This window comes from Enemella evansiae (genome assembly GCF_002250705.1).
Classification (GTDB): domain Bacteria; phylum Actinomycetota; class Actinomycetes; order Propionibacteriales; family Propionibacteriaceae; genus Enemella; species Enemella evansiae.
This window is the reverse complement of the sequence record NZ_NMVP01000023.1, coordinates 309274-321315: the sequence shown is the minus strand read 5'-3', so window position 1 is coordinate 321315 and position 12042 is coordinate 309274. Positions and strand designations below refer to the sequence as shown.

10 protein-coding genes are annotated in these 12042 nt (G+C 65.8%); 2 read left to right on the top strand and 8 right to left on the bottom strand.

The window, feature by feature from the left end:
• From BI335_RS13575 to BI335_RS13555, 5 genes are all read right to left on the bottom strand, one after another.
• On the bottom strand, positions 1-335 hold a 335-nt coding region (locus tag BI335_RS13575; RefSeq protein ID WP_229119583.1), incomplete at its 3' end, for a hypothetical protein.
• Positions 328-3021, bottom strand: a complete 2694-nt coding sequence (gene gyrA, locus BI335_RS13570) for a DNA gyrase subunit A (RefSeq protein ID WP_094431502.1) — start codon at positions 3019-3021, stop codon at positions 328-330. The genes BI335_RS13575 and gyrA, both read right to left, overlap by 8 nt.
• Before the next feature lie 394 nt (positions 3022-3415).
• The gene (locus BI335_RS13565) at positions 3416-3982 is read right to left on the bottom strand and encodes a hypothetical protein (RefSeq protein WP_094431500.1); all 567 of its coding nucleotides are present in this window, start codon (positions 3980-3982) and stop codon (positions 3416-3418) included.
• A 149-nt stretch (positions 3983-4131) separates the two neighbouring features.
• On the bottom strand, positions 4132-4956 hold the full coding sequence (locus BI335_RS13560) for a fumarylacetoacetate hydrolase family protein (protein ID WP_094431498.1): 825 nt from the start codon (positions 4954-4956) through the stop codon (positions 4132-4134).
• Positions 4957-4999: 43 nt separating this feature from the next.
• Entirely contained in the window at positions 5000-5539 is a 540-nt protein-coding gene (locus BI335_RS13555; protein WP_094356979.1) for a nuclear transport factor 2 family protein, read from the bottom strand.
• 226 nt (positions 5540-5765) lie between these two features.
• On the opposite strand from BI335_RS13555, the gene BI335_RS13550 reads away from it, so the two are divergent.
• A complete protein-coding gene (locus tag BI335_RS13550; protein ID WP_133626070.1) occupies positions 5766-6476 on the top strand; it encodes a GntR family transcriptional regulator in 711 nt (236 codons plus the stop codon).
• Between the two features lie 282 nt (positions 6477-6758).
• A complete protein-coding gene (locus BI335_RS13545) occupies positions 6759-7154 on the top strand; it encodes a hypothetical protein (RefSeq protein WP_094399647.1) in 396 nt (131 codons plus the stop codon).
• A gap of 72 nt (positions 7155-7226) precedes the next feature.
• Here the strand turns inward: BI335_RS13545 and BI335_RS13540 are convergent, their stop codons facing one another.
• From BI335_RS13540 to BI335_RS13530, 3 genes are all read right to left on the bottom strand, one after another.
• The gene (locus BI335_RS13540; protein ID WP_094431494.1) at positions 7227-7919 is read right to left on the bottom strand and encodes a GH25 family lysozyme; all 693 of its coding nucleotides are present in this window, start codon (positions 7917-7919) and stop codon (positions 7227-7229) included.
• 4 nt (positions 7920-7923) lie between these two features.
• Positions 7924-10005 carry a DNA topoisomerase (ATP-hydrolyzing) subunit B gene (gene gyrB / locus BI335_RS13535; protein WP_094431492.1) on the bottom strand — a complete coding sequence of 694 codons (2082 nt, stop codon included), beginning with the start codon at positions 10003-10005 and terminating at the stop codon, positions 7924-7926.
• A 1088-nt stretch (positions 10006-11093) separates the two neighbouring features.
• Positions 11094-11642, bottom strand: coding sequence for an RHS repeat-associated core domain-containing protein (locus BI335_RS13530; RefSeq protein ID WP_094431490.1), 549 nt, complete (start codon positions 11640-11642; stop codon positions 11094-11096).
• Between the last annotated feature and the right edge of the window lie 400 nt (positions 11643-12042).

Sequence of the window (12042 nt, the reverse complement as noted above, 5' to 3'; positions counted from 1 at the left end):
TTCCGCGGCGCCGGCTGTTGCTGCGGCTGCTGGGCGCGCTGCGCGGGCTGGGCCGGGGACTGCGGCGCGGCGGGCGCCTGCTGCGGCGTACCCGACTGCTGCCGGGCCCGCGCCGGGCCCGCACCGTCACCGGAGCCGTTCGGGCTCGCGGCACCGGAGGACTGGCCCGCCTGACCGCCGCGAATCCGGCCCATCACGCGATCTGCGCGACTGGCGGCGTCACCGCCCGGTTGGCCACCCTGACCGTAGAAGTCCTGCTGACCGCGAACAACGGTCTGCTCGGCATCCGACTGGCCACCCTGACGGGTGCGGCCGGTGCCCTGCGGATCACTCACGGTTGTCCTCCTCCGCCTCGGCGGCGTCCTCGTTCACATCGTCATCCGGCGACCCATCATGCCCGCCGGACTCAACCGCGGTCGATTCGTCCACCTCGACCACGACCTCCTCGGCCGGACCGTCACCAGCGGCAGCCTCCTCGGCCGCCTCCGCCTCGGCCGCGACCTGTTCCTCCGGGTTGAGGGCGATCAGCGAGACCGCGTCATTGCCCTTCACCCCGACGAACTTGACTCCCATCGTGTCACGTCCCTTGACCGGAACCTCGGCGACACTGCTGCGGGTGATCTGTCCGGACTGCTTGATCGCGATGATCTCGTCGCTCTCCTGCACCACCAGACCGCCGACCAGCTCGCCGCGGCCCTCGTTCAGCCGCATCGCCTTGATACCCAGGCCACCGCGGCCCTGCTGGCGATATTCGCTGACCTTGGTGCGCTTGGCGTAGCCACCGTCGGTGACGGTGAACACGTAGCGGTCGTCCTCGGGCAGGTCCGCATCGATGACGGCCATCGACAGCAGCTTGTCGTCGTCGCGGAACTTCATCCCGGTGACACCGGAGGTCGCCCGGCCCATCGGCCGCAGCTGCGCGTCATCGGCGGCGAACCGGATCGACTGGCCGTTGCGCGAGATCAGCAGCACATCGTCCTCGGGGCTGACCAGCCCGGCGCCGATCAGCTCGTCGTCCTCGTCGCGGAAGTTGATCGCGATCACGCCGGCCTGGCGCGGTGAGTCGTACGCCGGCAGTGCGGTCTTCTTGACCAGCCCGTTGCGGGTGGCCAGCAGCAGATATTCCGCATCCTCGTACCCGCGGATCGCCAGCACCTGCGCGATCTTCTCCTCGGGCAGGAAGCTGAGCAACCCGGCCACGTGCGAACCGCGGGAGTCCCGGCCGCCCTCGGGCAACTGCCACACCTTGGCCCGGTAGACCCGGCCCATGTTGGTGAAGAACAGGATCCAGTGGTGGTTGGTGGTGGTGAACAGGTGCGCCACCTCGTCGTCGGCGCGCAGGCTGGCGCCGCGTACGCCGCGGCCGCCGCGCTTCTGCACCCGGTAGAGGTCGGTGCGGGTGCGCTTGGCGTACCCGCCCTGGGTGATGGTGACGACCACGTCCTCGTCGGGGATGAAGTCCTCATCGGACAGGTCGCCGTCGGCGGAGATGATCCGGGTACGCCGGTCGTCGCCGTACTTGTCGACGACCTCGGCGAGCTCGCTGCCGATGATCTCGCGCTGTCGGTCCTCCGAGGCCAGGATCGCCTTCAGCTCGGCGATCCGCTTCTCGATCTCGGCCAGGGTGTCGATGATCTTCTGCCGCTCGAGGGCAGCCAGCCGGCGCAGCTGCATGTCCAGGATCGCGGTGGCCTGGACGTCGTCGATGTCCAGCAGTTCCTTCAGACCCTCGCGCGCCTCCTCGGTGGACGGCGAGCGGCGGATCAGCGCGATGACCTCGTCGAGCGCGTCCAGCGCCTTCACCAGGCCGCGGTAGATGTGGGCCTGTTCCTCGGCCTTGTTCAACCGGTACTGGGTACGTCGGCGGATCACGTCGAGCTGGTGGGCGATCCAGAAGGAGATGAACTGGTCCAGCCGCAGGGTGCGCGGCACGTCGTCGACGAGCGCCAGCATGTTGCAGCCGAAGGTGTCCTGCAGCGCGGTGTGCTTGTAGAGGTTGTTCATCACCACGCGCGGCTGGGCGTCGCGCTTGAGCACGATGACCAGCCGCTGACCGGTCCGCGCGGAGGAGTCGTCGCGGATGTCGGAGATCCCTTGGAGCCGGCCGGAGTTGACCAGTTCGGCGATCTTCAGCGCCAGGTTGTCCGGGTTGCACATGTGCGGCAGCTCGGTGACGACCAGCAGCTGGCGGCCGTTCTTGTCCTCCTCGATGTCGATCACCGCGCGCATGGTGACCGACCCGCGGCCGGTGCGGTAGGCGTCCTCGATGCCCTTGCGGCCGACGATCAGCGCACCGTTGGGGAAGTCGGGGCCCTTGACCCGCTCGATCGCGGCCTCGAGGAGCTCCTCGGCGGGCGCGTCGGGGTGCTGCAGGCTCCACTGCACGGCCTCGGCGACCTCACGCAGGTTGTGGGTGGGGATGTTGGTGGCCATCCCGACCGCGATCCCGGTGGAGCCGTTGACCAGCAGGTTCGGGAACCGGCTGGGGAGCACGACCGGTTCCTGCTCGCGGTTGTCGTAGTTGGGCTTGAAGTCGACGGTGTCCTCGTCGATGTCGCGGACCATCTCCATGGCCAGCGGCGCCATCTTGCACTCAGTGTACCGCATCGCGGCGGCCTTGTCGTTGCCGGGCGAACCGAAGTTGCCCTGCGAGGAGACCAGCGGGGCGCGCATCACCCAGGGCTGCGCCAGGCGTACCAGGGTGTCGTAGATCGCCGAGTCACCGTGCGGGTGGTAGAGGCCCATCACCTCGCCGACGATCCGGGAGCACTTGTTCCAGCCGCGATCCGGGCGGTAACCGCCGTCGTACATGGCGTAGAGCACGCGGCGGTGTACCGGCTTGAGACCGTCCTTGACGTCCGGCAACGCGCGGCCGACGATCACGCTCATCGCGTAGTCGAGGTAGGACCGTTGGATCTCGACCTGCAGGTCGATCGGTTCGGTGGTGCCCTTCTCGGGCGGGGTGATCTCGTCGACCACCGAATCGCTCTCGTTGGTCGGCTCGTCCGGGGTGTCTGTCATCGAGCATCCTCACTGATCGGGCCCGGCGGGACCCGCCATTGAAATGGGTACGCCGCAGCGGCGGGAGGAGCCTCCCGGCGGGCACACCCATATCGCGACTTGGCCATCTCGGCGATTCTATCCGGTCAGAACCAGTTGGTACGCCTCATCGCGGCGTGTGGGCCCATCGACTGGAAAGATTCAGACCGGAGGTGGAGATGAGGGGTCTCGGCAGACGGTTCGCAGGCCGACGCGGCGACCCGGATCGCCGGGCGGCTCGGCTCGAGCTGGCCCCGCGATCCATCGAGGCCTGGGTGCATCCATCGAGCGCTGCAGCACGCGATGGGTGCACTGTGGGCTCGATGGATGGGCAGGTAGTGGATCGCCGAGGTACCGGTCGGTCCCGCGGACTGACTCAGCGGGAATCGGAGCCGACGTGCACGGCGAACAGGGTGAGGATGGCTCCGGCGATGAGCGAGAGCGACGCCGCTGTAGCGATGGTGACTCTGGCCTCACCGAAGATGCCCCATCTGGGCGACTCGAGCAGCACGAACTGGAGCCAGGTGAATCCGACTCCGAGACCGAGCACGACGGCACCGATCTGGGCCAGTTTCGCCGACCGTTCGGATCGCTCACCGGCGAACCACAACAGGGCGGCCACGACGGCTACGACGGTCGCGCCCCAGACGGCCGGCAGCACACCGAAGGTGATCCAATGGCCCTCGGGAGCCTTGTCGGTGAACAATCTGACGATCAGCGACAGCAGCGACAGCGATTCGTCACCGAGGTCCCCGTCCTCGTCGGTCATGAAGGGCAGGAACAGTCCGGCGATCAGGGCGACCAGCGCCGTCACCTGGACCATGCCGAACTGGCGACGCTCCAGTCTCTCCACCCGGTGGACCAGGTCCCAGTGCTCGCGCCGGATGTCACGCACCGTCGGGTGCGTGGGCCCGAACTCCTCTGGTGCGGAACCGTCCTTCATGTGAATCAGGGTAGGTACCGACCGGCTCACCGGGCTCCGCCCGCGGACTGAACCCAACTGCGATCCAGCGAACCGTACGTGCATCCCGCCAGCCCTATAGGGCAAGCGGTATCACCAAAAGATTCGCTGGATCGCGAACGCGCGGAAACTCAGCTCCTGGCGATGATCGGGTTGCTGACCGTACCGACGGATTCGACCTCGACGGTCACCTCGTCACCGGGGTGCAGGAAGACCGGGGGCTTGCGGCCGGCGCCGATGCCACCGGGCGTACCGGTGGCGATGACATCACCGGGCAGCAGAGTGATCGTGTCGGTGATGTAGGCGATGATCCTGCTCACCGAGTGGATCAGGTCGCGGGTGTTGCCCTTCTGCATCACCTCGCCGTTGACGCGGGTGGTCACCTCGAGCTCGCCGGGATTCGGGACGTCGTCGGCGGTCACCACCGGAGAGATCGGGCCACTCAGGTCGGCATTCTTGCCCACCGTGAACTGCGGGGTCTCCAACTGCTTGGTCCGCGCGGACAGGTCGTTGAACGCCGCATAACCCAAGACGTGATCGTCGGCGTTCTGCTCATCGGCCTGCCAGACCTCGTCCCCGATCACCGCGGCGAGCTCCACCTCCCAGTCCAGACCGGGTTCGTTCGGCGGCACCGGCACGCCGACCCCATCGACGGTCAGCGACTGCTGCCAGCGGCCGAAGATCATCGGCACCTTCGGCTCGTCCAGACCGGCGAGGTCCTTCGACTCGTCGGCATGACTGCGGTAATTGATGCCCACACAGAAGATCCGGGCGGTCTCGGGCACGGCCGGAGTCAGCTCGAGGCCGGCGAGCGGGCGTACCTCACCCCCGGATCCGGTGAGCGCCGCCTTCGGGTCCCGATAGAAGTCCGCGGCACTCCCCAGGTCGCGTACCCCATCGCCCTCGATGGCGCCGATGTGGCGTACCCCGTCCTGCACGAATCCGGTCAGTTTCATGATTTCCTTCTCTGGTTGGCTTCTTGGCGTCACACGCGGTTGATCAGGGTTGACCGTAGTGCGGCCCGGTCGGGAACTCCTCGACGACGGCACCCTCGGGGATCGCGTCATTGGCCAGATCACTGCCGTAGGGCCGAGACATCTCGTAGGCGATCTCGCGGACGATCTGGCCGTCCTTCATCTCGAACAGATGCACCAGCCGCATGCTGAGTCGGTCGCCGGGTTTGAACGGCAGGTTGGGCATCTGGTCCCCGACGACGGTCATGTCGATCACCTGGTCGTCGAACACGTAGTCCTCGGTGGCGAAGCGGCGCAGCGTCGTCGCCTTGTTGAAATGCACCGTGCTGTAGATCCCCATGTACGCCTCGCGCACCTTGGCCGGGTCGGTGAGATGCTGGCCGCGGTTCGGCCCCTCCCAGCTGATCTCGGGTCCGTAGAGCGCGATCGCCTTGTCCACGGTCTCCGGCGCCTCGTTGTGGAAGTGCGCCTCCACGACCTTGAGGTTGTGGGCGATCAACTCATCGCGGGTCATCGTGGACGTGTCGATCGGTCCCGGCAGGACCTCATCCTCGTTGATGGTCATCGTTCTCCTCCCTTGGAATGGCCCCACGGCGTCATCCTCCTGCTGACAGTTCCTGGCAACAGATCTCTCATGTGCCGAGGGATTGCCTTCGACGCTAGGCCTGTCCGAGAAATCTGTCAACAGTTTCTCTCGACACCGATTCCGGTAGGCGCGGTAGGCTGCCCAAGCAGATCGGTACCCCTTCGGACCGTGCCCGACCGGGCACCCAGTGAAAGGCCTGGCAGACGTGACCATCGAAGCGAAGGCGTCGCCGACGATGTCGGTCGATGAGATCTTCGTCCAGCTCCGGAACGAGATCCTGCACGGACAGCTCGAGGCGGGTGCGGTGATCAGCCAGGTGAAGCTGGCCGAACGGCTCGGTGTGAACCGGACGCCGCTGCGGGAGGCGTTGCGGATGCTGCAACGTGAACACCTGGTCACCGCCGAGCTCAACCGCCGCGTTCGGATCGCCGGGCTCGACTCCACCGACCTGGTCGACCTCTACGCGCTGCGGATCACCGAGGAGGCGCTCGGCATCCGGCTCAGCGTCCCGAAGTTCACCACGGCCGATATCGCGGAGCTGCGGGATCTGCTCGCTTCGATGGATGAGTACGCCGACCCGGAGACCGTCGATGTCTGGGAGACCTATCACCGGCGCTTCCACCGCCTGCTGATCAGTCACGCCGGGGAGCGGATCACCGGGGCCGCCTACGATCTGGCCGACTACTGCGAGCGGTACCGGCGCGCCCTGCTGGTCAGCCGGCCGATCTCCTTCGACATCGGCCGCGCGGATCATCATGCGATCACCGACGCCTGCGCGGACCGCGACGCGGATCAGGCCGTGCACGCTCTTTCCCAGCACCTCGCGCGCACCGCGCTGAGCCTGCTCTCGATGACCGATCCGGCCTTCGACCCGCGACCGGTACGCGAGGCATTGGCGCTGGTTACCCGCGCGTGACCCGGCCGCGGTGAGTCGTCAGCGTTTGGTGCCCACCGCGAAGTAGGTCAGCTTCGCAACGATCGTGTCGGTGACCGTGTCCAGCGCCACCGTTCCGCCCGCGCCGGTGGCCGCCGCCGCCATGCGGGTCCGTGACGCGGGGTTGTGACCTCCCGAAGGCCAAGGCTGAGAAGTCTGGCCTGTGCCTGAGATTTGCAAAATGATGTTCCATGACCCCCGCCGATGTGGTTGGGTCCGTATTAGAGAGTTCCCATGAACCACACCTGCATTGAGGAGATTGTGATGAAGAAGGCCTTCGCCGCCGCTGCCCTGGGCATCGGGATGGTTTCCGCTGCCGCGCTCGCCGGCGCCCCCGCTCACGCCGCACCGAGCGGCAAGGTCACCGCCAGCTACGGTTGCCAGTCGGCCACCTTCACCAACAACAGCGGCAGGACTGCCACGGTGACCTATGGCTACGCGGGGTCGGAGAGCAACAAGTCGGTGACGCTGTCGCCCGGGGCCTCGAAGTCGGTGAAGGCGACCTCGGGAGAGAGCAAGAGCTTCGGCTGGATGGCCAAGACGGCGAATGGCACCGAGGTGGGGCTCGAGGACTATCCCGGGGTGAACCTGTTGAAGTACTGCTCCGGCACCGGTTCCAGCAAGCCGTCCACCGGGGGGCTGGCCAAGACCGGCGTCTGAGGGGCGATCTGTTCATCTCGACACGTCGTCCCGGCGTCGCTCCGCAGTGCCGGGACGGCTACTCGATGAACGTCAAGTCGGCGGGCGGAGGACGTCGAGGTCGACGCCGCCGTTGATCCCGTCGACGCGGGCCCAGAACTGCACCTGCCAGATCCGCCATTCCCCACTGGGGCGGAGAAAGAAGCTGGTCGTCCACTCGGGCCGGCCGGCGACCGGTGCGATCTGGTAGACCGAGGTGAAGCTGTTCCGCGCGTACACCACGAGCGGCCGACCCCAGGCCGCCTCGACGGCGGTGACGAAGGCTGTCAGCTCGGTGTCCACCCATTGCTGCGAGGGCCGGTCGGTGCAGCTGCCGATCAGTTCCAGGTCGATCGCCGGCGCGAGCGCGGCGGGGTCGGGCGGCGCGGTACGCAGGAAGTTCGCGGCCTGTTCGGCGCCGGGTGCGCACACCGTGAAGAAGTGGTACGCCCCAGCGGGCACCCCGGCGCGGCGGGCCTCGGCCCAGTTCCGGGCGAAGAACGGGTCGACCCAGCCCCGACCCTCGGTGGACTTGATCATCGCCGCACCGATCCCGTCCGCGCGTACCCGTTGCCAGTCGATTTCCCTTTGGTGGTTGGAAACGTCGACCGCGAGCAGCTCACCGGGTTGCAGCGCGGGCCGGTACGCCGGGACCGCGAGGTAGCGCACCGCCAGTCCGATCAGAGCCAGTGCGAGCACCGCGATCCCCGCCGCCCGCAGGCGGCGTACGATCACGGTGCTCGTCATCGGCTCAGATGTCGAGGAAGCGGACGTCTTTGGCGTTGCGCTGGATGAAGTGCCGGCGCGATTCGACGTCTTCGCCCATCAGGATGGAGAACATCTCATCGGCGCGGGCGGCGTCCTCGAGGGTGACCTGCAGCAGGATCCGCTGCTCGGGATCCATGGTGGTCTCCCACAGGTCGTCGGGGTTCATCTCGCCCAGACCCTTGTAACGCTGGATCGGGTTGACGTTGGGCAGCTTCTTGCCCTCGGCCAGGCCCTTCTCCCGCAGCGCATCCCGCTCGGCATCGGTGTAGGCGAGTTCGTGCGGGGCATTGGTCCACCGCAACCGGAACAGCGGCGGCTGGGCCAGATAGACGTAGCCGTGGTCGACCAGCGGCTTCATGAACCGGAACAGCAGCGTCAGCAGCAGGGTCCGGATGTGGGCGCCGTCGACGTCGGCATCGGCCATCAGCACGATCTTGTGATAGCGCAGTTTGGCGATGTCGAAGTCCTCGTGCACACCGGTGCCGAGGGCGTTGATGATCGCCTCGACCTCCTTGTTCTGCAGGATCTTGTCGATACGCGCCTTCTCGACGTTCAGGATCTTGCCGCGGATCGGCAGGATCGCCTGGATCCGCGGATCCCGACCGCCCTTGGCCGAGCCACCCGCCGAGTCACCCTCGACGATGAAGACCTCGCACTCCTCGGGGTTGGTCGACTGGCAGTCGGCGAGCTTGCCGGGCAGACCGCCACCACCGAGCAGACCCTTGCGGTTGCGGGCCAGGTCGCGGGCCTTGCGGGCCGCCTGCCGCGCGGTCGCCGCGTCCTGCGCCTTGCGGACGATCAGCTTGCCCTCGGTCGGGTTCTCCTCGAACCAGTCGGAGAGCTTGTCGTTGACGACCTTCTGCACGAAGGAACGCGCCTCGGTGTTGCCGAGCTTGGTCTTGGTCTGACCCTCGAACTGCGGTTCGGCGAGCTTGACCGAGATGATCGCGGTCAGCCCCTCGCGGATGTCCTCGCCCTTGACCCGGTCGTCGGCCTTCTTCATCAGGCCCCAGGTCTCACCCCACTTGTTGACGGTGTTGGTGAGCGCGCCGCGGAAGCCCTCCTCGTGCGTACCGCCCTCATGGGTGTTGATGGTGTTGGCGAAGGTGTGCACCGATTCGGTGTACGCGGTGGTCCACTGCATCGCCAGCTCGACGCTGAGGCCCTCGTCGGCGTTCTCGGCCTCGACATCGATGACGGTGGGGTTGATCGTCTCCTTGCCCTTGGTGAGGTAGCGGACGTAGTCGATCAGGCCCTCGTCGTAGCGGTAGTCGGCGGTGTTCGGGTGGCCGTCCTCATCGACGTGGTCCGGCCGCTCGTCGGTGATCCGGATGGTCAGGCCCTTGTTCAGGAAGGCCATCTCGCGGAACCGGGTGGACAGCGTCTCGAAGGAGTAGTCGGTGGTCTCGAAGATGTCGCTGGAGGCGTAGAAGATGACCTTGGTGCCGGTCTCGTCGGTCTCCTCGCCGCGCTCGAGTTCCCCGGTCGGTACGCCCAGGTGGAAGCCCTGCGTCCAGACGTAGCCGTCGCGGCTGACCTCGACGGTGAGCCGGTCGGAGAGGGCGTTGACGACCGAGGCGCCGACGCCGTGCAGGCCGCCGGAGACCTTGTAGCCGCCGTCGCCGAACTTTCCGCCGGCGTGCAGCTCGGTGTAGACCAGCGTCACAGCGGGGATGCCGGTCTGCGGGTGGATCTTGACCGGGATGCCGCGGCCGTTGTCACTGACCGAGATGCCGCCCTCGGGCAGCACCTTGATGTCGATGGTGTCGCAGTAGCCGGCCAGCGCCTCGTCGACGGAGTTGTCGACGATCTCGTAGACCAGGTGGTGCAGGCCGCGCTCACCGGTCGAGCCGATGTACATGCCCGGGCGCTTGCGGACCGCCTCCAGACCCTCCAGCACGGTGATCGCGGAGGAGTCGTAGACCCCGGCGTCGACGAGATGCTTCTTCTGTGCCTCGGCCTTCTCCTCGACCGTGGCGGACTGCTCGGCGGTGATGCCCGCAGCGGCGTTCGGCACCGGCACATCCGCGGTCTCGTCGGGACGCTCGTCAGGGGCGTCAGTCATGGGTCTCCTATCTCCCTACAGCATGGCAAGTCTACCCGCAGAAACCACCGATTCGCGGAGATCTGTGGGCCGTTTGGACACCGGTTTGCGTTCACACGCCCGCTGATGCCGTTGAGACGGGTTCGACACCCGTCCCCGGTCCCCACCACGCGGTACGCCTGGTCGTCACGTCTGAGCGGGGGCTCCGGCCGAGTCTGGACGAGCCGACCGTCTTGGTTCACCCCAAGTATCCGGGGCTTCGCCGAGTGGTCCGGCCGGGCCTTCGTTCGCCGCCGCCATCGCGGGGCCGGCCGACCAGGTGGCTGCTGCCCATCTATCTGGTGGCGGTTCAAGGCCATCAGTGGCGAAGACCGCGGCCACTTTGTCCGGGATACCGGGCCAGGCTCCAATTTCCCCCGGACCGGTTCACCAGACGTCAGCCGTTGACCACGAATCCCTTCAATCGATTGGGTATGGAACTGGGGTCTATATTGATCGGGCGACCGTCCTGTCTATAGATCATGACTTCCTCGGGCACTCCGTCGTCTGTCACCGACAAAAGTATAGAAATTGTCTCGCCATCAGTATCCTCGGCTTCCGCCTCGACTGGTATCCCCTTTTGGATCTGTGGAATCGGCACAGGATTCTCTGGAAAAATAAGGAAGCTGAGGCTGTCGGACCAGCTTGGAGAAACATGAAACGACTCCAGTTGTCCCAAAAGGCATGTCGACCCATCGAAGTCTTCATGCGCGAGTCGCTCAAGTAGCTTTCGTTGCCAGGACTGCGGCCTGCTACGGCTTGGGGAAATAGTAGGTTCCGACATGGATAGTGCTCCCATTCTTGATAGGCATTGCTCTATACTCTACGATTCTTCCCCCGACGTTACTCCGACCCCACAGGGATCCGGCTGGAGCATGGGTGGAGTTTGCGAGCCGTATGCCTTGTTAATATCGGCCCAAGAGGTCGGTGTTAATCCGTAACCATTCCTGCTGTACCGATCATAGAATCGGCCTGGATGGAGGTAAGCTATTAGCTTGGTCGCAGCCTTTGTTTTTGGGGCTTTGGCAATAGGTTTCGAGTATGCAGCACGCGAGTTTCTGAACCTTCGATCAGCCTCCTGGTAACGGTACCCCTTGATTCCATAGCCTTGCTTGTAACTGACACCACCGGCCCGCCAGGAGGGTGTTCTGTAAGCGGCATTGTTTGCGCGCATTTGTGATTGTGTATGGCTGTAACCCTTCTTCTTGCTGCCGTTGAATACCTGGAGGTATCTGGTGTACATCTGCCCGTCCATGTCGTCGGGGCGGAGTCCGGTCGGGTCGGGTTGATCGGTGGGGTTGTTTGTTGCCGTAGCCGTATGCGTTCCACTGGGTCGAGCTGCTGCTTGCATCCAGGATCGGGTCGGGTTGGAGGAACCGGCCGGTGGCGGGGTCGTAGTCGCGCGCGCCGATGCGGATCATACCGAGTGCGGGGTCGTTCAGGCCCTGCACGAAGCCACAATCGGAGGCAAACCGGGTCGCCATATCACGGGGTGCGCCGTAGGGGGTGGTGCGCTGAGTGGTGACCGCCCCGTTGGTGTTTTGGACCTGCCAGGCAGCGGTGTTGTTGAGGTCGGGCCAGAGCGTGTAGACATCGAAGTCGTTGCTGCTGGTGCGCATGGCCACGGTCTGACCGGCGAACTGGACGTAGCGTGCGGAGGCTGATTCTGCGGCCGAGCTGGTCGTAGGTGTAGGCGAGGGTTTCACCCTTGGCGTTGGTCGAGGTGAGCATTTGCCCGGCCACGTCGTAGCTGCGGCTGGAACGGCCGGTGTCCGGGTCATCCCCGCTGGTTTTTGGCCCTGCAGGTTGTAGTTGTAGGTCCAGGTGTTGTCGGCGTGGTCGGTCGTACCTCCTTTGCTCAGCCAACGGGTGGCAGGCTCGATTCATCTCGAACACGCTCATCTCGACACGCTCGCTGCGCGAGCTACTCGATGAGCGGAGGGATGTGGCTCCGCTCCGACGGGGTTGCTGCTCGATGAACGGATGGCGTGGTTTCGACTCGGTCGTACGTCCCTCGCT